The 23,026-nt window shown below is 72.6% G+C and carries 22 protein-coding genes; 14 read left to right on the top strand and 8 right to left on the bottom strand.

The features are described 5' to 3' along the window. The first annotated feature begins 312 nt into the window (after positions 1-312). Entirely contained in the window at positions 313-1,641 is a 1,329-nt protein-coding gene (locus ABD978_RS29520) for a threonine/serine exporter family protein (RefSeq protein ID WP_345361826.1), read from the top strand. 423 nt (positions 1,642-2,064) lie between these two features. Next, on the top strand, positions 2,065-3,069 hold the full coding sequence (locus tag ABD978_RS29515) for an acyl-CoA dehydrogenase family protein (RefSeq protein WP_345361823.1): 1,005 nt from the start codon (positions 2,065-2,067) through the stop codon (positions 3,067-3,069). Here the strand turns inward: ABD978_RS29515 and ABD978_RS29510 are convergent, their stop codons facing one another. Beyond that, positions 3,070-3,249 (bottom strand): hypothetical protein, encoded by a 180-nt coding sequence (locus ABD978_RS29510; RefSeq protein WP_345361820.1) that lies wholly within the window; start codon positions 3,247-3,249, stop codon positions 3,070-3,072. Positions 3,250-3,537: 288 nt separating this feature from the next. Here ABD978_RS29510 and ABD978_RS29505 point away from each other — a divergent pair, with 288 nt between their 5' ends. The 4 genes from ABD978_RS29505 (at position 3,538) to ABD978_RS29490 (ending at position 8,581) form a co-directional block, all read left to right on the top strand. Then, entirely contained in the window at positions 3,538-4,680 is a 1,143-nt protein-coding gene (locus ABD978_RS29505) for a lysylphosphatidylglycerol synthase transmembrane domain-containing protein (protein WP_345361817.1), read from the top strand. Between the two features lie 92 nt (positions 4,681-4,772). Next, positions 4,773-5,840 (top strand): LLM class flavin-dependent oxidoreductase, encoded by a 1,068-nt coding sequence (locus ABD978_RS29500; protein ID WP_345361814.1) that lies wholly within the window; start codon positions 4,773-4,775, stop codon positions 5,838-5,840. A gap of 19 nt (positions 5,841-5,859) precedes the next feature. After that, a complete protein-coding gene (locus ABD978_RS29495; protein WP_345361811.1) occupies positions 5,860-6,936 on the top strand; it encodes a phenylacetate--CoA ligase family protein in 1,077 nt (358 codons plus the stop codon). A 40-nt stretch (positions 6,937-6,976) separates the two neighbouring features. Further along, the gene (locus tag ABD978_RS29490) at positions 6,977-8,581 is read left to right on the top strand and encodes an AMP-binding protein (protein ID WP_345361808.1); all 1,605 of its coding nucleotides are present in this window, start codon (positions 6,977-6,979) and stop codon (positions 8,579-8,581) included. 4 nt (positions 8,582-8,585) lie between these two features. On the opposite strand, the gene ABD978_RS29485 is transcribed toward ABD978_RS29490, so the two are convergent. The 3 genes from ABD978_RS29485 to ABD978_RS29475 all read right to left on the bottom strand — a co-directional run bounded on the left by ABD978_RS29485 (position 8,586) and on the right by ABD978_RS29475 (position 11,276). Further along, the gene (locus ABD978_RS29485; protein ID WP_345361805.1) at positions 8,586-9,503 is read right to left on the bottom strand and encodes a DMT family protein; all 918 of its coding nucleotides are present in this window, start codon (positions 9,501-9,503) and stop codon (positions 8,586-8,588) included. A 177-nt stretch (positions 9,504-9,680) separates the two neighbouring features. Then, positions 9,681-10,094, bottom strand: coding sequence for a Zn-ribbon domain-containing OB-fold protein (locus tag ABD978_RS29480; RefSeq protein ID WP_345361802.1), 414 nt, complete (start codon positions 10,092-10,094; stop codon positions 9,681-9,683). A gap of 24 nt (positions 10,095-10,118) precedes the next feature. After that, positions 10,119-11,276 carry a thiolase C-terminal domain-containing protein gene (locus ABD978_RS29475; protein WP_345361799.1) on the bottom strand — a complete coding sequence of 386 codons (1,158 nt, stop codon included), beginning with the start codon at positions 11,274-11,276 and terminating at the stop codon, positions 10,119-10,121. 322 nt (positions 11,277-11,598) lie between these two features. Between ABD978_RS29475 and ABD978_RS29470 the strand changes: the two genes are divergently transcribed. Together ABD978_RS29470 and ABD978_RS29465 are read left to right on the top strand one after the other, a co-directional pair. Then, positions 11,599-12,213, top strand: a complete 615-nt coding sequence (locus ABD978_RS29470; RefSeq protein WP_425550775.1) for a flavin reductase family protein — start codon at positions 11,599-11,601, stop codon at positions 12,211-12,213. Continuing rightward, positions 12,213-13,364 carry an acyl-CoA dehydrogenase family protein gene (locus ABD978_RS29465; RefSeq protein WP_345361796.1) on the top strand — a complete coding sequence of 384 codons (1,152 nt, stop codon included), beginning with the start codon at positions 12,213-12,215 and terminating at the stop codon, positions 13,362-13,364. Before ABD978_RS29470 ends, ABD978_RS29465 begins: the two co-directional genes overlap by 1 nt. Positions 13,365-13,408: 44 nt before the next feature. On the opposite strand, the gene ABD978_RS29460 is transcribed toward ABD978_RS29465, so the two are convergent. Further along, complete coding sequence (locus tag ABD978_RS29460) at positions 13,409-13,708, bottom strand: hypothetical protein (protein ID WP_345361793.1); 300 nt, start codon at positions 13,706-13,708, stop codon at positions 13,409-13,411. Between the two features lie 340 nt (positions 13,709-14,048). Here ABD978_RS29460 and ABD978_RS29455 point away from each other — a divergent pair, with 340 nt between their 5' ends. Further along, complete coding sequence (locus ABD978_RS29455; RefSeq protein ID WP_345361790.1) at positions 14,049-15,404, top strand: hypothetical protein; 1,356 nt, start codon at positions 14,049-14,051, stop codon at positions 15,402-15,404. A 28-nt stretch (positions 15,405-15,432) separates the two neighbouring features. Here ABD978_RS29455 and ABD978_RS29450 read toward each other — a convergent pair whose 3' ends face one another. Beyond that, positions 15,433-16,554, bottom strand: coding sequence for a hypothetical protein (locus ABD978_RS29450; RefSeq protein WP_345361787.1), 1,122 nt, complete (start codon positions 16,552-16,554; stop codon positions 15,433-15,435). 233 nt (positions 16,555-16,787) lie between these two features. Here ABD978_RS29450 and ABD978_RS29445 point away from each other — a divergent pair, with 233 nt between their 5' ends. The 3 genes from ABD978_RS29445 to ABD978_RS29435 all read left to right on the top strand — a co-directional run bounded on the left by ABD978_RS29445 (position 16,788) and on the right by ABD978_RS29435 (position 19,194). Then, complete coding sequence (locus ABD978_RS29445) at positions 16,788-17,681, top strand: polysaccharide pyruvyl transferase family protein (RefSeq protein WP_345361784.1); 894 nt, start codon at positions 16,788-16,790, stop codon at positions 17,679-17,681. Positions 17,682-17,813: 132 nt separating this feature from the next. Continuing rightward, on the top strand, positions 17,814-18,623 hold the full coding sequence (locus ABD978_RS29440) for an ArsR/SmtB family transcription factor (RefSeq protein WP_345361781.1): 810 nt from the start codon (positions 17,814-17,816) through the stop codon (positions 18,621-18,623). 61 nt (positions 18,624-18,684) lie between these two features. After that, positions 18,685-19,194 carry a hypothetical protein gene (locus tag ABD978_RS29435; RefSeq protein WP_345361778.1) on the top strand — a complete coding sequence of 170 codons (510 nt, stop codon included), beginning with the start codon at positions 18,685-18,687 and terminating at the stop codon, positions 19,192-19,194. Positions 19,195-19,283: 89 nt separating this feature from the next. Here ABD978_RS29435 and ABD978_RS29430 read toward each other — a convergent pair whose 3' ends face one another. Further along, positions 19,284-20,315: an SDR family oxidoreductase gene (locus tag ABD978_RS29430; RefSeq protein WP_345361775.1), complete on the bottom strand. Its 1,032-nt coding sequence runs from the start codon at positions 20,313-20,315 to the stop codon at positions 19,284-19,286. Between the two features lie 103 nt (positions 20,316-20,418). On the opposite strand from ABD978_RS29430, the gene ABD978_RS29425 reads away from it, so the two are divergent. Next, complete coding sequence (locus tag ABD978_RS29425) at positions 20,419-21,876, top strand: MFS transporter (RefSeq protein ID WP_345361772.1); 1,458 nt, start codon at positions 20,419-20,421, stop codon at positions 21,874-21,876. Between the two features lie 5 nt (positions 21,877-21,881). Here the strand turns inward: ABD978_RS29425 and ABD978_RS29420 are convergent, their stop codons facing one another. Then, a complete protein-coding gene (locus ABD978_RS29420; protein ID WP_345361769.1) occupies positions 21,882-22,511 on the bottom strand; it encodes a hypothetical protein in 630 nt (209 codons plus the stop codon). Between the two features lie 84 nt (positions 22,512-22,595). On the opposite strand from ABD978_RS29420, the gene ABD978_RS29415 reads away from it, so the two are divergent. Next, complete coding sequence (locus tag ABD978_RS29415; RefSeq protein ID WP_345361766.1) at positions 22,596-23,009, top strand: RpiB/LacA/LacB family sugar-phosphate isomerase; 414 nt, start codon at positions 22,596-22,598, stop codon at positions 23,007-23,009. Positions 23,010-23,026 lie beyond the last annotated feature (17 nt).

Here is a 23,026-nt window from a genome sequence, read left to right as displayed (position 1 = left end):
ACCGAGGGCTGACGACTCGTCGTCCTGAGCCCAGGGCTGACGGCGCGTCGTCCCGAGCCGGACGGCCGACCGCCTCCCCGGCCGGAAGGCCGACGGCCTGCCCATCCGAGTGAAGGGCCCTCCCATCCGAGCCGGAGCGCCGACGACGCGTCGTTCCGAGCCCGAGGGCCGACTGCCCGTCTCGTGAGCCGGAGGGTTGACCGCCCGTTTCGCGGTTCCGGATAACCTGCCCCGGGACAACCGTTATTGGGGGTTACGGGCTGACTTATGGGCGTTGCGGCGAATCGACTCCGAGAGACGTTGCGGACGCTGATGGGCGACGTGTCCATCGAACCGCTTGAAGAGGAGCCCGGCGACTCCGTGTCCCCGCGCGCCCTCGATCTCGTTCTGCGCGTGGGTGAGCTGCTGCTGGCCAGCGGCGAGGCCACCGAGCGCGTGAACGAGTCGATGCTGAGCCTCGCGGTCGCGTACGAGCTGCCCCGCGCCGACGTCGCGGTCACCTTCACCGTCATCACGGTCAACGTCCATCCCGGCAACGGCGCGATGCCGGTGACCGGCGGGCGGGCCATCCGGCGCCGCTTCCCCGCGTACTGGCGGCTGGTCGCCCTGCACGCGCTGGTTCAGGAGGCGTCTCTCGGCCTGCTCGACGTCGAGGAGGCGCACCGCCGGCTGGCGGAGATCAAGCGGATGCCGCCGCCGTACCCGCCGTGGCTGATGATCGTCGGCCTCGGACTGATCGCCGCGTCCGCCAGTGTCATGGTCGGCGGCGGGCCGCTCGTGGCGGGCACGGCGTTCGTGGCGACGATCCTGGGCGACCGCGCGGCCGCCGCGCTGGCGCGTCGCGGTGTCGCGGAGTTCTTCCAGCTCACCGTGGCCGCCGCCATCGGCGCGGCGAGCGCCTCGCTGGTGATCGCGATCGGCGCCCCGAGCCACGCCTCGGCGATCGTGACCGGTGCGGTCCTGGCGCTGCTGCCGGGACGGCCGCTCGTCGCCAGCATCCAGGACGGCATCACGGGCGACCTGATCAGCGCGGCCGCCCGGCTGCTCGAGGTGTTCTTCATCGTGGCGGCCATCGTGTCGGGTCTCGGGGTGGTGGTGTACGTCGCCGTGCGCCTGGGGGTCCCGGTCGACGTGGGCGCCCTGCCGACCGCGCCCACGTCCCTCCTGCCCGTGACGGTCATCGCCGCAGCGGCCGTGTCGCTGACGTTCGCGGTGTCCCTCGCCGTCCCACGCCGGGCGCTCGCGGCGGCCGCGCTGGGCGGCGCGTTGATCTGGGTGGTATACGTCCTCGCGCGGGGCGCCGGCGTGACGCCGGTGCTCGCCTCGGCGATCGGCGCGGTGGTCGTGGGCCTCCTCGGGAACCTCCTGGCCCGCCGCCGCCAAGAGCCCGCGCTCCCGTACATCGTGCCCGCGATCGCGCCGCTGCTGCCCGGCACGGCGCTGTACCGGGGGATGATCGAGCTGAACGTCGGACTCCCCCAGACCGGAATGCTGAGCCTGATCGGCGGGATCTCGGTGGCGCTGGCCCTGGGCGCCGGCGTCAACCTGGGCGGGGAGTTCGTGCGCTCGTTCCAGCGGGTGGGCCTGGGCGTCTCCGGCCGGGGCGCCCGCCCGGCCGCCCGCCGCACCCGCGGCTACTGACCGCCGATCGCCGGCGTCCGCCGCCGTCTACTGGGCCGGGCGCCTCACCCTGCGACCTGGTCGAGACGCTGACCGGCTTCGCCCGTACGCTCCGCGCCGCCGACGTGCCCGCCGACCCCCGAGCGGCTCCAGGCGATGATCGGCGCGTCTCTGGGCGATGGCGCCTGCCCGCCGCCTCTCCGGACGGTGGCCCCTGCCATGGCCTGCTAAGCGCGTGGCCTGGGCGGCGCGCTCGGGAGTCGCCCGGTCGTAATCTCTCCCATGCGGATTGGCGGGCGATTCCGAGTGCTTCGCGCGATCCTGCTGCCAGGTGACGCCGCGTCGGCGCAGCTCCCGCGCCCACGCGCGCAGGTCGGCCTCGGCCTGGTCCGATCACCGGCCGATCACGGGGGCACCTAGCAAGCGTTTGGTTATGATCACGCTGTGAGCGACGAACTCGACGACCTCCGTACGACCGTCCGCGCCTTCCTGGCCGAGGAGTGCCCGCCCACGGCCGTACGACGGCTCATGGCCGACCCGGCCGCGCACGACGCGGCGCTGTGGCGGCGGCTCGCGGGCGAACTCGGGCTCACGGGACTCGCCGTCCCGAAGGAGCACGACGGAGCGGGCTGCGGGCTCACCGAGCTCGCCGTCGTCTGCGAGGAGCTGGGCCGGGCGCTGACCCCCGTCCCGTACCTGGCCACCGCGGTGCTCGCCGCGTACGCCGTGCGGGAGGGACGGCTGCTCGCCGGGATCGCCGACGGTTCCCTGCTCGCGACCGTCGTCCTGGGCGGGGATCTGACGGCGGACGGCGACCGCCTGACCGGTACCGCGCCGTACGTCCTCGACGGGTGCCTCGCCGACGTCATCGTCTGCGCGGCCGCCGGCCGGGTGTACGCGGTGCGGGGCGCCGACGTCGTACGGACTCCGCACGTGACGTTCGACCAGACGCGACGGCTGGCGCGCCTGCGGTTCGACGGCGCCCCGGCCGAGCGGATCGACGGCGACCTGAGCCGCGTGCGCGACGTCGCGCTGACCGCGCTCGCCGCCGAACAGGTCGGCGGCGCCCAGCGCTGCCTGGAGACGGCCGTCGAGCACGCGCAAACCCGCGTCCAGTTCGGCCGGCCGATCGGCTCCTTCCAGGCGATCAAGCACAAACTCGCGGACGTGCTGCTGCGGGTCGAATCCGCGCGGTCCGCCGCCTACGAGGCGGCGCGCGTCGCCGACCAGGAGCCGGAGTCCCTGCCGGTGTACGCCGCGCTCGCCGGGTCGTACTGCGCCGAGGCGTACCTGCACGCGGCGCGTGAGGCGATCCAGGTCCTCGGCGGCATCGGGGTGACCTGGGAGCACGACGCCCACCTGCACCTCAAGCGGGCGACCGCGTCCGCGCGGCTCTTCGGGACGCCCGAGGCTCACCGCGGCCGGCTCGCCGCCGCCCTGGCGCTGTGACTACCTGCCGACCTTCCGGTAGATGATCGTCAGCACCACCACGAGGACGATGAGGGCGACGAGGACGATCATTCCTTTGATCAGGTAGTCCATCGCGAGCTCGCGGAGGATCCGGTCTCCGTCGCCGTCCGCGACGTCCCGAGCGCCCGCGGACGACAGGCTCCGCACGGCCCGGCTCACTCGCCCGATCCTTTCCCGTCCCGCGCCGGAGCCTCGTCGAGGTATCTCAGGAAGGCGCGGACAGCCGCCTGTCGAGCGCCGCCGGATGCCTCCGGACGTCACGCACCCCGCCGGCGAAGAGGGAAACGCGAGCTCCCCAGGTGCCCCGCCGGCGATGAGGGGAACGTGAGGCTTTCGGGCGGCCCGCCGGTGACGTAGGACACACCGGCCCTCCCGGGACCGGCGCCGGGGAATGCCGGCCCGCCGGCGACTCGTTCAGCGAGCGAGACCCCCGCGAGGTGCCCCCCTGTGACCGACATCCCCCCGACGTCCGACGACGCCCCATCCGCGGCGCGCCCTTCGGCGCGCCGTCGGTGGCTGCGCTGGACGGGACGCGCGGCGATGTTCGGGGCGATCGGCGTCTCGGCGTGGGCGTTCCGCGATCAGCTGCCCGACGCGGGCGCGCTGTGGGACGTCGCGACCGGTGCGGCCCCCGGCTGGCTGGTCGTGGTGGTGCTGACCCAACTGGCCTCGATGACGATGTTCACGCGCGTGCAGCGGCGGCTGCTGCGGGCGGGCGGAGTCCGGATGTCCCTGCCCCGGGCCCTGCAGATCACCTACGCGGGCAACGCGCTGTCGACCACGCTCCCGGTGGGCCCGGCGGTCAGCGTGGCGTTCACGTTCCGCCGGTTCCGCCGTGCCGGGGCGACGCCACGGCTGGCGACGGCCGTGATCGTCCTGGGCGGCGTCGTGATGAACCTCGGCTACGCCGTCGTCGGCCTGACCGCCCTGGTGGCCGAGCCGCACTCCCGGTCCACGGCGATCACCGGCCTGATGGCCCTGGCCGGCGCGCTGTGCGGTGTCGCCCTGCTGTGGAAGTGGCGGCGGGACGCCATGAACCGCCTGGCGCTGCGCGTGTTCGGCCCCCTGCTGCGGCACCGCCTCGCCGCGCCGCTCACCGACATGTGGCAGGGCCGCGGCGCCCTGCGCCTGAGGCCGCTCGACTGGGGCGTCCTCGGCCTGATGGCCGTGCTGAACTGGTCCTTCGACATCCTCTCCCTCACGGCCGCCGCGCACGCGGTGGGGGTGCACACGCCGCTGTACGCCGTCGCGCTCACCTACTACGCCGCCCAGGCCGCCGGCAGCGTCGTCCCCCTGCTGCCCGGTGGGCTCGGCGCCATCGAGGCGAGCCTGGCCGCCTCCCTGGTCGCGTTCGGCGCGCAGGCCGTCCCGGCGGGGGCCGCGGTGGCGCTCTACCGGCTCGCGTCCTTCTGGGGCGTCATCGGCGTCGGCTGGCTCGCCTGGCTGGCGATCCGGCTCGGCGACGAGGACCTGCCGCGGCTCGGCGCGCGGACGACGCCCGGCGGCGGGGCGGTGTCGCCGCCCCCGGCGCTGCTGCCGGTCGGCGCGGCCTCCGCCGTTCCGGCGCCGGACTCGGCCGAGTCCGCCTGACCCGCTCGGCCGCCCACGCCTTGTTGCCGTGCGATCGCACTGCTACGCTTCCCAAGCGAGCGCTTGGTCATTCGGAGCACACTGCCGGAGGCGTGATGTCCCTACGGGTCAGCGTGGGTTACGAGCTCGAGGTGCGCGGGCGCACCCGCGAGGTCGAGCGACGGGCCTTCGAGAACGTCATCGATCAGGTCGTCCTGGCCGATCGCCTCGGCTACGACACGGCATGGTTCGTGGAGCACCACTTCACACGCGGGTTCTCCCACTCCTCCGCGCCCGACCTGGTCCTGGCGGCCTGCTCGCAGCGGACCGAGCGCATCCACCTCGGCCTGGGCGTCGTCCTGCTGCCGTTCCAGCACCCCGTGCGCACCGCCGAGCGGGTCGCCACCCTGGACGTCCTCAGCGGCGGACGGGTGGAGTTCGGCACCGGGCGGGGGGCGTCCCCCCTGGAGTACCAGGCGTTCCAGCGGCCCTTCGAGCAGTCCCGGCGGATCTGGGAGGACACCCTCGAGGCGGTGCTGGCGATCTGGACCGCCGACGGCGAGCCGGTGACGAGGTCCGGCGAGTTCTTCGAGGTGCCGAACGTCGCGGTGTACCCGCGCCCGGTCCAGGAGCCCCACCCGCCGGTCTGGGTCGCCTCGACCTCGCTGGACGGCTACCTCGCGGCGGCCCGCAAGGGCTACAACCTGCTCGGCATGACGATGCTCAAGGGCCTCGACGACGTGGCCGAGGACATCGCCGAGTACAAGGAGTGCCTGGCGAGCAACGGTTTCGACCCGGAGACCCGGCGGATCGCGCTCATGATCCCCTGGCACGTGGCGCCGTCGAGGGACGAGGCCGTCTCGAGGGCCGCCGACGCGATCCTGTGGTACATCCGCCGCCAGGTGAACCTCGTCACGCCCCCGGACTACTACGACGCCCGGCACGCCACCCACCGGGTGCTGGGCCAGCTCGCCGCCGGCCTGCCGCCCGAGGAGGCCATGGAGACGCTCCGCGAGCACCACATGGTCGTCGTGGACGACGTCGAGGGCTCCCGCAAGGCCGTCGAACGCATCCAGGCCGCCGGGGCCACCGACCTGATCCTCCAGGCCCAGGTCGGCGGCCTGGCGAACGATCACGTCACCGCCTCGATGCGGCTGTTCATGGACGAGGTGATGGGGTGACCCCGACGAAGGAGGGCTCATGACCTGGACCACCCGCGACGCCCTCCCGGTCCCCCGTGACGCGGCGGGGCTGCTGCTCGTCTCCCCCGAGGCCGACGTGGTCGTGCCGCTGAGCGCCGAGGACCGCGCCGCCGCGCTGGACCTCGCCAGGACGACGCTGCGGGCCGCCGGCGTCGGACCGGCCGACCGGGTGGTGGTCGCACTGAACAACGACGGCGAGGCGACCGGCGCCCTGCTCGCGCAGGCGTGCGCCGAGATCGCCCAGGCCGCCGCCGCCCCCGGCCCTCGGGGCCGGCTCCGCCTGCACCACGCCCTGGAGGCGGTGCGGGCGACCACGCTGATCACGACGCCCACGGGCGCGATGGACCTGCTCGCCCGGCTGCACCTGGAGTTCCTGCTCGACCCGCTGGACCTCGGCCTGCGCCGGATCCTGCTCGCCGGGGAGATCCCCTCTCCGGGCACGTACGCCCAGCTGGCGTCCGAGTTCGAGGCGGAGGTCGGCGAGCTGTACGTCGACCCGTTCTTCGGCCTGCCGATGGCGCACCGGTCCGCGCGCGACGCCGCGTACGCCCCGGCCCGCGACGGGCTGCTGGGCGTGGCGCCGATCGGCAAGGACGTGCTGCTGGAGCCGCCGTACGAGGCCGGGGCCGCGGAGATCGTGGTCACTCCCGCCTGGCACTCCACGCTGTCCGGCGCGACGCTGCGCACCGGGCAGGTCGTGCGCCTGACCGGCGGCGCGGGAATCCCCGGGCCGGACCACACCGTGGGCGAGCACATCCTCGTGCGGGGGCGGTGGCTCTCGCTCCCGCGCGTGGCCGCGGCCCTGGCCCGGATCGACGGCATCGCGCACTGGGACCTGCGCGTCTCCCGCGCGGGCACGCTCGACTCCGCCGCGCTGCACGTCACGTTCAACCGCGCGACGCTCGTGCGGAACCCGATGTGGCGGTCGCGCATCCAGCAGGCCCTCGTCGCGATCACGCCGGTGGCCATCGAGGTCGTCGTCGAGGAGGACGTCGCGGAACAGGCCCGCCCGGGATCGGTGACCGACCTGCGCGGACACCACCTGGGCCGGGACAGGGCGGCCGTCACGGAGTGACGGGAGGCCGTTCCCCACCCCACAGGAGCGGAGGCGTGTCATGGAACCGGTGCCGGACTGGGGGACGATCCCGCGGATGCTGCGCGACCAGGCGGCACGCCATCCCGACGACGTCGTCGTCGTGGACGGCGACACGACGCTGACGCTGCGCGCGCTCCGGGAGGAGGCCGCGCGGGTGGCCCGCGGGCTGCTCGCCCTCGGCGTCGGGCCCGGCGACCGCGTCGCCGTGTGGGCGCCGAACTCCGCGGCCTGGGTGGTCATCGCGTACGGCGTCTGGGACGCCGGGGCGGTCATCACCCCGCTGTCGACCCGGTTCCGCGGGATCGAGGCCGCCGCCCTGCTCCGCCGGACCGGCGCGCGGGTGCTGTTCGTGGATGAGGGGTTCCTCGGCTTCTCCTACGTCGGCGCGCTGGAGGAGGTGTGCGGCGGGCCGGTCGGCGGACGACCGTACGGCGACCTGCGGGAGCTGCGGCACGTCGTCACCCTCGCCGGGACCGGCGCGCCCGCTCCGGCCCTCTCGTATGAGGCCCTGCTGGCGGCCGGCGAGGAGGTCGGGGACGCCGAGGAACGCGCCCTGGCGGTCGGTCCGGACGACCTCGCCGAGATCATGGCCACCTCCGGCACGACCGGTACGCCGAAGGGCGTCATGCTGCCCCAGGCGCAACTGCTCCGCGGCTACTGGGACTGGGCCTCGATCGTGACGCTCCGCGCGGACGACCGCTATCCGATCATCGCGCCCTTCTCGCATGGATTCGGGATCAACGCCGGGCTGCTGGCCTGCGTGCTGAAACGCGCGACGATGATGCCGATCTCGGTGTTCGCGCCCGACGCGCTGCTGGAGATGATCGAACGGGACCGGATCAGCGTCCTGGCGGGCCCGCCGACGCTGTTCCACCGGATCCTGGAGGAGGTCGACGGGCGCGACGTGTCCTCGCTGCGGGTGGCGATCTGCGGGGCTGCGGCGGTGCCGCCGGAGCTGATCCGGCGGCTGGTCGAGCGGGTCGGGCTGGACCGGATGATCAACGCGTACGGGCTGATGGAGGGCACCGTCGTCTCGATGACGCGGGCCGGGGACCCGGTCGAGGTGATCGCCGCCACCACCGGCCGGCCCGTGCCGGGCGTGACGGTGCGGGTCGTGGACGACGACGGGAGGGACCTGCCGGCCGGCGGGCGCGGGGAGATCCTCGTCGGCGGGTACGGCGTGATGCGCGGCTACTGGGATGACCCGGAGCGCACGGCGGAGGCCGTGGACGCCGACGGGTGGCTGCACACCGGGGACGTCGGCGCGCTCGACGCGCGGGGCAACCTGGCGATCGTCGACCGGAAGAAGGACATGTTCATCGTCGGGGGCTTCAACGCCTACCCGGCGGAGATCGAGGCGCTGCTGCTGCACCATCCGGCCGTCGCCCAGGCGGCGGTCGTCGCGGTGCCGCACGAGACGCTGGGCGAGGTCGGGTGGGCGTTCGTGGTCCCCTCGGCCCCGGTCGAGCCGGCCGAGATCGTCGCCTGGGCGCGCGAGCACATGTCGAACTACAAGGTCCCCCGGCACGTCACGCTCGTCGACGCCCTGCCCGCGAACGTCAACGGCAAGGTCGACAAGCAGGCGCTGCGCACCCGCGTCCGCGTCGGCGTCCGCGTTCGCTAGGAGGTCAGCCCGCCTGGTCGGAGGTCACGAGGGCCGGGGCGCCGAGCACCTCGACGGGCTCCTCGTCGTGGCGGGGCAGCAGCACGACCACGATGATCGACGCGGCGAACCCGGCCGACCGCAGCACGAGGCGGACCGGGTCCTCCGGCAGGGGCTCGCCGAAGACCGCCGTGCCGGCCATGACGGTGTACACGCTGCCGACGACGCTGGAGACCGGCACCACGATCGAGGCGCGGCCGCGCTGCAGGCCGGTCTGGAACAGCAGCAGGCCCGCGCCCGACAACAGGATGTACAGGTAGGGATAGGGCGAGGCGATCGTGCGGCCGACGACTCCGCCCGCGTGGTCGGCGAGGAAGCCGGCGACGCCCTTGGTCTGCAGCGCGCCGGCGCCGTACAGCAGACCGGAGGCGGCGCCGTACAGCACGCCGGGCACCGGACGGCCGGTGCGCCGCCCCGAGCGCATGGCGGCGAGGAACGCGCCCATGGCCAGGACGACCGTGCCGGCCGACACGGCGAGGAGCACGCCCGTGTCGGCGCGCAGGCCGAGCCGGGTGGGCTCCATCGACAGGCAGACCAGCAGCAGCGACAGCGCGAGCACGCCCAGCCCGGTCCACTCGCGCGGTGTGGTGCGCTCCCCCAGGAACACCGCGGAGAACACCACCAGGAGCGCCAGGCCGGCGAGCTGGATCGGCTGCCCGACGCTCAGCGGGACCAGCGACATCACCCCGAGTTGGCAGAGCAACCCCATCCCCATGACGAGGAAGCCGGTCACCCACGCCCGGCTGCCGCACAGGACACGGACGAGGTGGCCCACCCGGTGCGCGCTGATCGGGGGCAGGTCGCGCAACGCCCGCTTCTCGAGGACGAAGCCGGCGTTGTACAGGACCGTCGCGATCAACGCGAGGATGATGCCGAAGAACAAGCAGCCTCCTGGGCTACAGGGGAAGAAGCAGAGCGATATGAGGCGCGTCGCGCGGCCGGATGACGCCTGCGAGCTGGATGGAGGCGTGCGGTGACACAGGCCGCTCCCGAAAATACCGGATCCACCGCAATACGACACACCGACCCGGCGAAAAGCGCGACACGCGGGGCGGACGTCTCAGCGGGGCCGCCAGCGCACGAGCGTGAGATCGTCGCCGACGTCCGTGAAGACCGCCTGAACCGGCATGCCCGGCGTCACGTCGGCCGGGTCCGCGCCCGTCAGGTCGCCGTACATGAAAAGGTCGTCGGCCTCGTCGAGCCGCACGTGCAGGACGGCGTAGGGCACCTCGTCGGCGAAGGCGCGCATGAAGATCTGGTGGTTCACGATCCAGCTCGCGACGCGCCCGGTCCCCCGGACCGGCGCCCAGGCGCTCCGCCGGGACCGGCAGCGACCACAGATCGCCCGGGGCGGGAAGCGAAGCGCTCCGCAGTCGCCGCACTCCTGGACCAGCAGCTCATGCCGGCGGACCGCCTCCCACCACGGCGCGGAGTCGCGATCGGCCTGCGGTCTCGGCCGCTCAGCCAGACTCAAGCGCTCTCCTCCTTCGTCGAAGCCTCATCGGTCCGCCCGGAGGATCAGCGCCGAGGTGCCGGCCAGCACGTAGCCGGGCTGGGCCGTGGACAGCGCGACCTCGGCGCCGCTCACCTGCCGGTCACCGGCGGTGCCGCGCAACTGGGCGACGGCCTCGGCGACGTGGTTGATGCCGTGCACGTACCCCTCCGAGAGGAAGCCGCCGTGGGTGTTGACCGGCAGCGGGCCGTCCAGCCGGGTCGCGCCGGAGGCGGCGTACGGGCCGCCCTCCCCCTTGGCGCAGAACCCGTAGTCCTCCAGTTGGACGAGGACCGAGTACGTGAAGCAGTCGTACAGCTCGGCGACGTCGATGTCCTCCGGGCCCACGCCCGCCGTGGCGTAGAGCCGGGGGGCGATCCGCGCGGCCTCCGAGACGGTGAAGTCGCCGCCCTGGCCGGAGAAGAAGCTGTCGCCGCCGCCCCAGACGGCGCCGGAGATCAGGACCGGCGGCGCGGCGAGGTCCCGGGCGCGTTCGGCGGAGGTCACGACGACCGCGCAGGCCCCGTCCGTCTCCAGGCAGCAGTCCAGCAGCCGCAGGGGTTCGGCGATCCACCGGGAGGCCAGGTAGTCCTCGATCGTGATCGGGTCGCGTTTCAGGGCGCGCGGGTTCTTGACGGCGTTGGCGCGCTGACCCACCGCGATGGAGCCGAGCTGCTCGGGCGTCGTCCCGTACTTGATCATGTGCGCGCGGGTGAACATGGCGAACTGCTGCGGCGGGGCGAAGTAGCCGTACGGCGCCTGGTACTGCGCGTCGAAGACCGGCGCGACGCCACGTCCGGTGCCGCCCATGCGGAACTCCGAACGCGCGTTGATCGCGCGGTAGCAGACGACGGTGCGGGCGACGCCGGTGGCCACCGCCATGGCCGCCTGCCCGATCACCGCGTGCGAGACGCTGCCTCCACCGAACTGGTCGAGGTACCAGTTCACCTCCGGGATGCCGAGTGCCGGGGCGACCACCCACGGCGGTGTGGAGTCGCCGACGCGGTGGGTGGCCAGCGCGTCCACGTCGTCGACGCCCAGCCCGGCGTCGTCCAGGGCGGCGAGGATCGCGTCGATGGCGAGGGTGAGCGTCGAGACGCCGGAGTCCTTGCTGAACGGCGTGTAGCCCACCCCGGCGATCGCCGCCCGATCCCGCAACCCCATGCGCCGTCCTTCGCTACCCACCAAGCGCTCGGTCAAGTCTCTCGGACGGTAGAGCCCGCCCGGCCGCATGTCAACGATCACCGGGTGAACCGGCAGGTCATCGACCGGAGTACCCCCGAACCGTAGAGGGGGGGCCTCGATCACCGGCCGAGGCCAGGACCTAGGACTTTGGGCGGATTTCACTACCCGACCGGAATGCGCGCGGTACGGCGGCGCTTTACTGAATGACGTGGAGCACGGGCGGTGGCCGGTCACCTTGACACCCCAGCAGCCCGCCGCCTATCGTCCAAGCAAGCGCTTGGCTAAGAGAAAGGATCCGGTCATGCCCGACGGCGCGACCGCCGCCACGTCGATCCCCCTGGGCTCGGCTGCACGATCCTCCGGCCAGAACACGTCACGGCGCGCGCCCGGCTCGCCCAACGGAACACCCCGCCCGGGCGCCACCGAGCAGGTCACCGACATCGACAAGATGCGGTTCCGTAACATCCTCGGCCGGTTCGCCACCGGGGTGGTCGCCATCACCGCGATCGACCCCGAGACCGGCCGGCCCACCGGTCTGGCCGCCAACTCCTTCACCTCCGTGTCGCTGGACCCGGCGCTCGTCTCCTTCTGCGTCGCCCACACCAGCTCCACCTGGCCCCGGCTCCGCGGCGCCGACCGGCACTGCGTCAACATCCTGTCCGCGCCGCAACGCGAGGTCTGCCTGCAACTCGCCACGAAGGGCGGGGACAAGTTCGCCGGCCTCGACTGGACCGAGTCCCCCGGCGGCAGCCCGGTCATCGACGGCGCGCTCGCGTGGCTGGAGTGCTCCGTCGAGGCGGAGTACGTCGCGGGCGACCACGTCATCGTCGTCGCCCAGGTGCATCAGCTCGACAAACACCACGACGGCGATCCACTCGTCTTCTACAAGGGTGCCTACGGCCGCTTCGACGGCTGATGGACACCGGCTTCCGGGCCGAGGTGCGCGGCTGGCTCGAGGCGAACCTCACCGGTGAGTTCGCCGAGGCCCGCGGGCTCGGCGGTCCCGGACGCGAACACGAGGGATTCGACCTGCGCCGCGCCTGGGAGCGGCGGCTCGGCGAGGCCGGCTGGACCTGTCTCGGCTGGCCGAAGGCGTACGGCGGGCGCGAGGCGACGCTGGAGCAGCAGGTCGTCTTCCACGAGGAGTACGCCCGCGCGAACGCGCCCCACCGCGTCGGCCACATCGGCGAGGGCCTGATCGGGCCGACGATCGTCGACTTCGGCACCGAGGAGCAGCGGCGCCGGTTCCTGCCGCCGATCCGCTACGGCGACGAGCTCTGGTGCCAGGGCTACTCCGAACCCGAGGCGGGCTCCGACCTGGCCAACGTGCAGACCCGCGCGGAGCGGCGCGGCGGCGAGTGGGTGATCACCGGGCAGAAGGTCTGGACCTCGCTCGCGCACCTGGCGGACTGGTGCTTCGTCCTCTGCCGTACGGAGCCGGGTTCCCGGCGCCACCACGGCCTGTCGTACCTGCTCGTCCCGATGCGCCAGCCCGGCGTCGAGGTACGCCCGATCGTCCAGCTGACCGGTACCAGCGAGTTCAACGAGGTCTTCTTCGACGGCGCCCGTACGGACGCGACCAACGTCCTCGGCGCGCCCGGTGACGGCTGGCGCGTCGCCCTGGCCACCCTCGGGTACGAGCGCGGCGCCTCGACGCTCGGTCAGCAGATCGGCTTCCGGCGGGAGTTCGAGGAGGTCGTCGCGGCGGCCCGGCGTACCGGCGCGGCCGAGGACCCGGTGCTGCGCGACCGGCTGGTCCGATCGTGGATCGAACTGGAGATCATGCGCCTCAACGCGCTGCGCACCATGTCGTCCCTCGCGGCAGGCGAGCCCGGCCCGGAGGTGTCGATCGCCAAGCTGTACTGGTCGGAGTGGCACCGGCGGCTCGGCGAACTCGCCGTCGCCGCCCTCGGGGACGAGGCGCTCGTCGCGGACGCCGGACCGTACGAGCTGTCGGAGCTGCAGCGGCTCTATCTGTTCAGCCGCGCCGACACCATCTACGCCGGATCCAGCGAGATCCAGCGGAACATCATCGCCGAGCGCACCCTCGGCCTGCCCCGAGCCTGACGGGCGGTACTGGAGGCCGTCGTCGCCTCCAGCACCGTCTCTCCTCAGTCGTGCTCGCCCGTTGTCGCGAGCACCCGCAAGACGCGTTCGACGGCGTCGTCGAGATCATCGACGCGAGCGATCCGCTCGGCCCACGACCACCAGTACCACCAGCCGTCGTCGGAGTTCTCGGCGAGGATGTGCTCGGCGAGAACCGACACCTGTGGGTTCACCACATGCAGGCTCGGTGGTCCGACCCGTGGGACCGTCAGCCGTACGGCGAAGCCCCGCCCCCGGAGCTCGTCGCCGAGGCTTTCGAGATATTGGATGCGTGTCCGCGCTAAGGCGGCCGTCTCATTCGACACGCTGCGATCACCCCTCCTGGAACGGATCCGTTCCGATCGGGGATCAGCATTCCCGCGACGTGCTGCGGCGCGCAATCCGCAGCACCGAACACGCATGAACTTGCGATTCGCAAGCCCGTCAGGGGTGAGGAAAGTCCGTTCCGGTGGCAGGTTTCCCCTCCCGACCGGCATGCTCGCCGGAGAGAACTTTCGCCGAGATGTTCCGTCGTGCCGCCAACTCCGGAGGCCGCACGCACGTCATAGACGGCGTAAACGGAGAGGGGCGTAAATGGAACTCGACGCGGGATCACGGTCATCGGCTCAGGGAGCGGGGTGGCATCGCCTGCACTATCCGGTGGCTGTGTTTCTGATCGTCTTCGGCGTGACCCGGGTCGGCTCGCTGCTCGACTGGTCCGGTCGCCACCACGACGCCGCCAAGCTGCTCGGAGTGGGCGGTGGGGCGGCGACGGCGCTGCTGGGCCTGTCCACCGTCGGTGAACTGCTCCTCACCGTCGCCGCGGTCCTCGCCGTGAGCCGCCGCCGTGGCGTGTGGCTGCTGGTCGCGATCGCCGGATGGTCGCTGGAGTTCCTGGTGCTGATCGTGGTGGCCGGCGTCGCCGGGAACGTCTCCCGGATCATCGAGCACGGCGTGTTCCTCCTGGCCTTCGGCGTGCTGCTGATGGCGACCTACCGGTGGAGCGCGGCCACGCGCGCCGCCGACGCCTCCGACGTCCCTGACGCGGCGGCCGCCTCGCCCGCGCAGCTCATGCTCGCGCCCCTGACCCCGGCACCGCCTCCCGCCGCCTCGGCGGATCCCTCCACGGCGCTGCCCGTGCCCCAGGACTCCACCGCCCCGGCGCCGCCGTCCACCCCCTCCGCGCCCCGCCAGGACCGCACCAGGACACTGGTCGCGCCGTCGGGCCACGCAGAGACCCCGGTGCCGCAGTCGGCCCCCTCCGCCGCCGCAGCGCCGCCCGAGGACCCGGCAGCGACCCTGGTCGCGCCGTCGGCCCCCTCCGGGACTCGAGCCGAGAAGGCGCCCGAGCGACGGCCGGTGGCCGGGCCGCCGAGCGTCGACATGACCCGGCAGGACCTCAGGGTGCGCAAACCGGACGGCGAGGGCGAGCACGTGGACGAACCGGCCGGCACGCGCCGGAAGGCCGGTGCCTCGGCGAGCGACGTCACGCACCGGGACGGCGTACGGTTCCCGAGCGAGGTCACCCGCCGGGACGGCACACCGGTCCCGAGCGACGTCACCCGCCGGGACGTCCGGACGGCCGAGGACGAGTCCGACGGCAGACGGACCGCCGCCGAGGAGCCGGCCGAGGACGAGTCCGACGGCACAGGGACCGCCGGAGAAGAGTCCGACGGCACGGGAACCGCCCGAGAAGAGTCCGACGGCACGGGAACCACCGAGGAAGAATCCGGCGGCACGGGGACCGCCGAGGAAGAGTCCGGCGGCGCGCCGCCCTCCGACGAGGAGCCGGCCGGCGACGCGGGCGGGGCGACGAGGAGCGACATCCCCATCCGCTCGCGCGACGTCCCCATGCGCCCACGCGACGTTCCCGTGCACCCACGGGACGCCGAGCCGTCGGCCGACGGCGACATCGACGCCGAGGCCCACGCGAGCGCCGACGCCGACGCGAGTGCCGACGCCGACGCGAGTGCCGACGCCGACGCGAGTGCCGACGAGACGATGCTCGACCACGACAGGTGAGGACCCGCGGCGGCGGACGACCGCCCGCCTACGGCGACACGGCCGGCGTCGTGCCCCGCAGGCGGGTGACCAGGTCGAGGAACTCGTGCCTGGCGCGTTCGGGGTCCTCGCCGCCGAGCAGTTCCTCGACGAGGTCGGCCAGCGGCCAGGCCACCACCACGCCGTACCGGGCGAGGTAGAGGGCGACGGTGCGGATCCGGTAGGCGTCGGCGGTGTCGAGCCAGGCACAGCCCACGAGCCGCCAGATCCAGCGCCGTGCGCGGCGCGCGTCGTTGACCTTCAGTACCGAGGTGACGTCGATGAGCGTGGCGCCACGCGGGCCGCCGACCAGGATGTCGTTGTCATCCCACTGCGAGCCGAAGACCGGCCAGGCGATCCCCCAGGGCCGCCCCGGTGGCGGATGCCCGGCCAGCCGGCGCATCTCGTGCAGGGCGCCGGAGCCGTGCAGGCGTTCGACGAGCTGCACCAGCTCGGTGACGGCGTCCTCCTCGACCGCGGTGTGCAGTTGCTCGACGGTCGGTACCCCCTCCCGGAAGGCGCCGAAGAAGGGCTGGTCGACCGGGTCGTTCCGGAAGACGTACGAGAACATCGCCAGCAGCCAGCACAGGCGGGCAAGACCCTTCTCCGCGCCGACCTGCCCGAAGGGCGCGTAGGTCGCGAAATACGCGCGCATCCGGTCGAACAAGTCGTCGAGCACGGTTTCAGCGGTGGAATAGGGGAACCTGGCGTATCGCGCGGCCCCGTCCTCGGCCACGTACCGGTCCACGCCGTGTTCGTTCGCCAGGTCCAGCCACCCGGTGAACGTCGGCCGCAGATCCAGCGCCCTGTGGCGCTCGTCCTTTCCGAGGCGAATATGCGTCGGATAGAGCCCGGCCTGCCGATGCGCCCAATCCCGACTCGCCAGGCCGCTGCGCACCAGTCCGTACAGCACCGAATACGGCGGGGCCGACTGTACGAGCGTGGCCATCCGCATCCCGAACGCCCGGTCCACCTGCGCCCAGTGTCGCCTTCCGACCCGCCCGGCCGGGCGCACGACGGGCACGCCCTTGGTCTCCGCCGTCAGGCGCTGGACGACCTCGCCGGTCCCGGTCATGCGTTCGGCGCACCATTCCCCGAGCTCACCGAAGTACAAATGCGAGATAAGCGACACAACGGCGACTATAACCATCGCTTTCGAAACGACATCTGTGATCGGCCGCGCGTTCGCGTACAGATCGCTCGGTGAAAGCGGCGCCGCGTCGACGATTCGTACCGTTCCATCCCCATCTACGCCCGTGATCGCCGAGCATTCGGCGTCTCCGCCGCCCGGCCATGGTGGAACGGCCGCGTCGCACCCCTGGCCGGTTGCGGACTGAACCCGGGCCGGTGGGGCAGGGGTGACTCATGCGGGTATTGGTGACCGGATGGTTCAGCTTCGTCCATGGCGAGGTGACGGCCGGGGACGCCCTCGCCCTGGATTCCGTCGCCTCGGCGCTGACGCGGGCCGGCATCCCGTACGACGAGGCGTGGAGTCCGGTGTTCCGGCCGGACGCCATGTCGCTGCGGGAGGCCGACCCGACGCGCTACACGCACCTCGTCTTCGTGTGCGGGCCGATCCACGGCGACCAGGTCCGCGGCCTGCACGAACGGTACGCCGGCTGCCGTCGGATCGCGGTCGGCGTCTCGGTGATCGACCCGGCCGACCCGGCCGTCACCGGCTTCCACCGCGTGCTGGCCCGGGACGGGCTGGGCGCGCCGGGCCGCGATCTGGCGGGCCCGCCCGAGGGCGCCCCGCCGGTCGCCGGGGTCGTCCTGGCGCGGGGACAGGGAGAGTACGGCGCGCGCCGCCGACACGACGACGTAGCGGCGCGGCTGACCGGCTGGCTCGGCGGGCGCGACTGCGCGGCCCTCCCCCTGGACACCCGGCTCGATCCGCGCGACTGGCGGTTGTGCTCGACCGCCGACCAGTTCGTCGCGGTCGTGCGGCGGCTCGACGTCGTGGTGACCACTCGGCTGCACGGTCTGGTCCTCGCCCTGCGCTCCGGGGTGCCGGCGCTGGCCGTCGACCCGGTTGACCGCGGCGGCAAGGTGTCGGCGCAGGCCGGCGTCTGGGAGTGGCCGGCGCTGCCCGCGAGCGCGGGCACCGCCGAGTTCGACGCGGCCTGGGCGTGGTGCCTGTCCGAGGAGGGCCGGCGCACCGCCCGCGACCGCGCGGCCACGCCCCCGGCCGCCCTCGACCGCCTCGTGGACGAACTGACCGCCGCCCGCTCCCCGGGGCCGGCCTGGGGCGTGCCCTAGGCGAAAAGCTCCAGATCCCGCTCACCTTTCGTGGCACGGGCGCGTCTGAGGGACGCGCGGTGAGCGGCGCCGGAGCCTCCGGCCAGGTCCCGCATTTGACATTATGCAGGTAGATGCCTGCATAATTAGGGTGTGAGCTCTGAAACCGACGCGATGGACCTGGTCTTCAAAGCGCTGGCCGACCCCACACGACGCCTGCTGCTCGACCGGCTACGCGAACACAACGGCCAGACGCTGCGGGAATTGTGCGAACGACTGAACATGGCGCGCCAGTCGGCGACACAGCACCTCGACATCCTCGAGCGAGCCAACCTCGTGACCGTCGTACGGCGCGGACGGGAACGCCTGCACTACCTCAACCCGGCGCCGGTCCACGAGATCGAGGAGCGCTGGATCTCAAGGTTCGACAGGCCCCGCCTGCAAGCGATCAACGAAATCAAGAACAAGGCAGAGGAATACGCCATGACCGACGAATCCGCATCCGTGCCGACCTACGTCTATGTCACCTACATCCGGGCGAGCGCGGAGCAGGTGTGGAGGGCCCTGACCGACTCGGACCTGACCGCACGCTACTGGGGGCACGCCAACGTCTCGGACTGGCAGCCCGGCTCGTCCTGGGAGCACCGGCGCACCGACGGATCGGGCACCATCGATGTCGTCGGCCGAGTGATCGAGACCGAGCCCCCGACGCGCCTGGTCATCACCTTCGACGACGCCCCCGAGACCGACTCGCCGAGAGACCCATCGGTCGTCACCTTCCTCGTCGAACCGCACCACGACATCGTCCGCCTCACCGTCTCCCACGAGAACCTGCCGAACCGGGCGATGCTCAATGGGATCTCGCAGGGATGGCCGGCGGTGCTGGCGAACCTGAAATCGCTGCTCGAGACCGGCGAGGTCCTCCCGCAGGCGCCATGGGAGATGGATCGCGCGCACGCCTGAGACGGCGGTGGCCGCGCCTCTTCCCCTTTCACCCGGCGCACGACCTCGGAGAGAAGACCTGATGGACACAACCCCCCTGCGGGACGCCTACCGAGCGCTGCTGGACGCCGCCGCCACAGTGGCCGACTCCGGCGACACCGGCCTCGTCCCGCCGACCGGCGAATGGGACGCCGACCAGATCCTGGCGCACGTCGCCATCCTCAGCGGCATCACCATCGCCGCCGTCTCCACCATCACCTCGGGCGCCAACGCGACGTACGACAATCGCACGGCGCTCGACTCCTGGACCATCGAGCGCATCATCACGCTCGCGGGCGGCAACGCGGGCCTTCGGGACCGCGTCCGCCATCAGGCGGACGCCGTGTGCGCGCTCGCCGGACCGGTGCTGAGCGACACCGAACTCGACACCCCCCTACCGGCGCTGCTCCTGTCCAACGGCACCATGCTGCTCGATCAGCCCATACCGCTGAGGGACCTCATCACCGGCCTGGCCGAAGTGGAGCTGCCCGGCCACACGCGGCAGCTCCTGGCCCTCCTGCCGAGCGGCCCCCGCGCCGAAGCCCTGTCGTGATCGCCGGGCCTGCGGCGAGGGGCGGCCGGTGGCCTTCGTCGTGATTCCGAGGTCCGGCCCGGCCGCCGCCCGTACCTCCTGAAGCGCCGTCAGCGGCGGCTGGTCAGCAGTTCGCGGAGCCGGCCGCCGGGCGGGTGGGGCGTCAGGGGCGGCGTCGGGAGGCCGGCACCCGTGCGGAGGCCCTCGAGGAACTCGCGCAGCGCGTCCAGCGAGGAGTACCGCGGCGACCAGCCCAGGTCACGGCGGGCGCGGCCGGTGTCCATGATCGGTATCCGGAGGACGGCGTCGAACAGGCCGGGTGAGGCGGGCACCAGGTTGAGCTGCCAGCCTGCCCAGACCGCCCCCCGTACGAGTGCGGCCGGGACCCGGACCCGCCGGGCGCCGAGCAGGTCGGCCAGTTCGGCGGCGCCCACGACCGGGTCGGCGGCGACGTTGAAGGGCCCGCGCGCGTCGCCCAGCGCGGCCAGGCGGTACGCCTCGGCGGCGTCGGTGGTGTGCAGCGTCTGGAAGCGCAGGCCCGGGATGTCGGGGACGACCGGCAGCAGCCCGGCCCGGAGGTTCGGCACCAGCGGACCGCCGAAGATCCGCCGCTGTTCCTGGGCGGCCTCCCGCTTGAAGATGAACCCCGGCCGCAGGCGTACGACCCGGCGGTCGGGGTGCGCCGCCTCGAAGGCGTCCAGGACGCGCTCGACGTAGGCCTTCTCCCGGGTGTACGAGGCGCCGGGCCAGCCGTGCGTTGGCCAGGACTCGTCGACGGCGCGGTCCTTGGGGCCCGGGGAGTAGGCGCCCACCGACGAGGCGTACACCAGGGCCGGCACGCCGGCCGCGGCGACGGCGTCGAAGACGCGCGTGCTCCCGATGACGTTGGTCCGCCACGTCGCCGCGGAGTCGTGGGTCGGGTGGAACGCCCATGCCAGGTGGATGACCGCGTCGGCGCCTCGGAAGAGAGGCGCGAGGTCGGCCGTCACGACGTCGGCGGCCGCCCATTCGGTCTTCGGAGCCGTCCAGTCGGGCTCGCGCCGGGCCAGTCCCAGCACCGAGTCGACGCCCGGGTCCCCGCCGAGCGCCTCGACCACGCTGGTCCCGACATTTCCGGTCGCTCCGGTGACCACGATGCGCATGCTCAAGCGCTACCCGGCCGGGCCCGCCCTAACCCGTCACGCCATCTGCCCTGGTAGCGGCACGGTTGAGCATAAAACCGCTCTATAGGGGAGAAAGCCCGGCATGAAAAACGGCAGAACGATCGAGACGAGAATCCCCGCACGTCTCGATCGACTTCCCTGGGCGCGCTGGCACTGGCTGATCCTCCTCGGGCTGGGGACCGTTTGGATCCTCGACGGACTCGAGGTCAATGTGGTGGGGGTGATCGGGCCCCGGCTGACGGACAAGGCCGGGGGCCTCGGGCTGACCGACTCCCAGGTCGGGCTCGGGGCCGCGTGTTACGTCGCGGGGGCCTGCGCCGGCGCGTTGTTCTTCGGCTATCTGACGGACCGGTTCGGGCGCAAGAAACTGTTCCTGATAACGCTCGCGGTCTATCTGCTGGCGACCGTGGCGACCGCCTTCTCGTTCAATCCCCTCTGGTTCTACGCCTGCCGCTTCGTCACCGGGACCGGCATCGGCGGAGAGTACGCAGCGGTGAACTCAGCGGTCGACGAACTGATCCCCGCGCGGCTGCGCGGCACCGTCGACGTGGTGGTCAACGGGTCCTTCTGGCTCGGGACGACGTTCGCCGCGCTGTTGTCCGTGCCCGTCCTGAACGCCTCGGTGCTGCCGAAGGACGTGGGCTGGCGGCTCCTGTTCGGGATCGGCGCCCTCCTGGGCGTGGGCATCCTGTTCGTCCGGCGGATGGTTCCGGAGAGCCCGCGCTGGCTGTTCATCCACGGCCGGGCCGACGAGGCCGAGAAGATCGTCGGCGACATCGAACGCACCGTCTCGGAGGAGACGGGCAAGAGGCTCGACGAGCCCGAGGAGAGCATCGAGATCCGGCAGCGGCGAACGGTGGGCTTCCGCGAGATCGTCCGGACGGCCGTCAAGCTCTACCCCCGGCGCACCGTCCTGGGGCTGTCCCTGTTCGTCGGCCAGGCGTTCCTCTACAACGCCGTGTTCTTCACGTACGCGCTGGTGCTCTCGAAGTTCTTCAAGGTCCCGGACGACCGGACGGGCTGGTACCTGGTGCCGATCGGACTCGGCAACTTCTTCGGCGCCTTCGTCCTCAGCCGGCTGTTCGACCGGCTCGGCCGCAAGATCATGATCTCCGGGACCTACATCCTCTCCGGACTGCTGCTGATCGGCACGGCGATGCTCTTCCGCGGCGGGCACCTGTCCGCCACGACGCTGACGGTCTGCTGGGTGATCGTGTTCTTCTTCGCCTCGGCCGGCGCCAGCTCCGCGTACCTCACCGGTTCGGAGATCTTCCCGATGGAGACCCGGGCCATGGCCATCGCGTCGTTCTACGCGATCGGCACGGCGGTGGGCGGCATCATCGGCCCGGCGCTGTTCGGAAAGCTCGTCGACACCGGCAAGGAGTCGGCGGTGAGCGACGGCTACCTGCTGGGCGCGGCCCTGATGATCGCCGCGGGCATCGTGGAGATCTTCGTCGGGGTCGAGGCGGCAAGCCGCTCGCTCGAGGAGGTCGCGGCGCCGCTGTCCGCCCAGGAACAGCCGGAGAAGGCCGCCGCCTGAGGGGGTCAGGAGATGAGGCGGGCGACGGCGGTCATGGTGCCGGGGGCGACCTCGGTGAAGCCGCCGTCCCGTACCGCGACGTCGGCCTCGGCGACGCTTCGATCCCAGTCGTCCGCCTCCACGACCCGGACCCGCAGGCCCGGCCACTCGCCACGGGCGCGCAGCAGCAACTGCGCCGCGTGACCGCACTGCGCGGCGATCTTTCCGGTGGTCATCGCGACGCCGGGATCGACGGTGACCAGGGCGTACGGCGGCTCGGGCGGAGGTTTCGGCTCGTCGTCGCGCGGCAGGTCGGTGCCGCCGACCTGCAGCTTGGCGATCTCCGGCGGCACCTCCGTGACCGGTCCGGGCACGAACGCCCGCGCCAGCGCGCCGTCATGGTCGGCCAGCACGCCGGGCAGCGCGTCCAGGGCCTCCCAGCGCGCGCCCCGGGCCCGGCGCGCCACCTTGCGGATGCGCCGCGACTCCCAGGCCGCCACCGCGTCGTGCCACTCCCCGCCCGGCGCCGAGCGCGGGTCGGTCAGCAGCCGGACGACGGCCATCGCGGCCGCCTCGCAGATCGCCAGGTGCGACGGCGGCGCGGCCTTCTCGATGCGCAGGGCGAGTTGCATCGCCCAGGCGGGTTCCTCGGTCACGCCCCAATGTCTACCAGCCCTCGCCGGTCGTCCCACCGGGAGTCTCCCTCGCGCACCGCCGTACCGGCGTGCCAGGGTGAGCGTATGAAGGTGGTCTTCGGCGCGGACGACGAGAACGAATGCACCCGTGCGGTGCTCGAGCACCTGGGCAAGGTCGCCGAGCTGCGCGTCATCGACGACCTCGAGAAGTGGCCCGACTTCTCCCGGGAGGCGGGCCGCGCGGTGGCGAGCGGCGAGGCCGACTACGGCGTGCTCATGTGCTGGACCGGCACCGGCACGTCCATCGCGGCCAACAAGGTCCCCGGCGTACGCGCCGCGCTCGCGTGGGAGCCGTGGATCGCGCGGAACGCCCGGCTGTGGAACGACGCGAACGTCCTGGCCCTCAGCCTGAAGCGCCTCGCGCCGGACGTCGCCGTCGAGTGCGTGAAGGCGTTCCTCGAGACCGAGCACGAGGATCCCGAGGAGACCCCCAACATCGACCTGATCCGCGACCTCTGACGATCCTGTGGGACGCT

It is taken from the genome of Actinoallomurus liliacearum, from assembly GCF_039542035.1.
Lineage (GTDB): Bacteria > Actinomycetota > Actinomycetes > Streptosporangiales > Streptosporangiaceae > Actinoallomurus > Actinoallomurus liliacearum.
The sequence above is the reverse complement of the archived record's forward strand: the minus strand, read 5'-3'. Positions and strand labels throughout refer to the sequence as shown.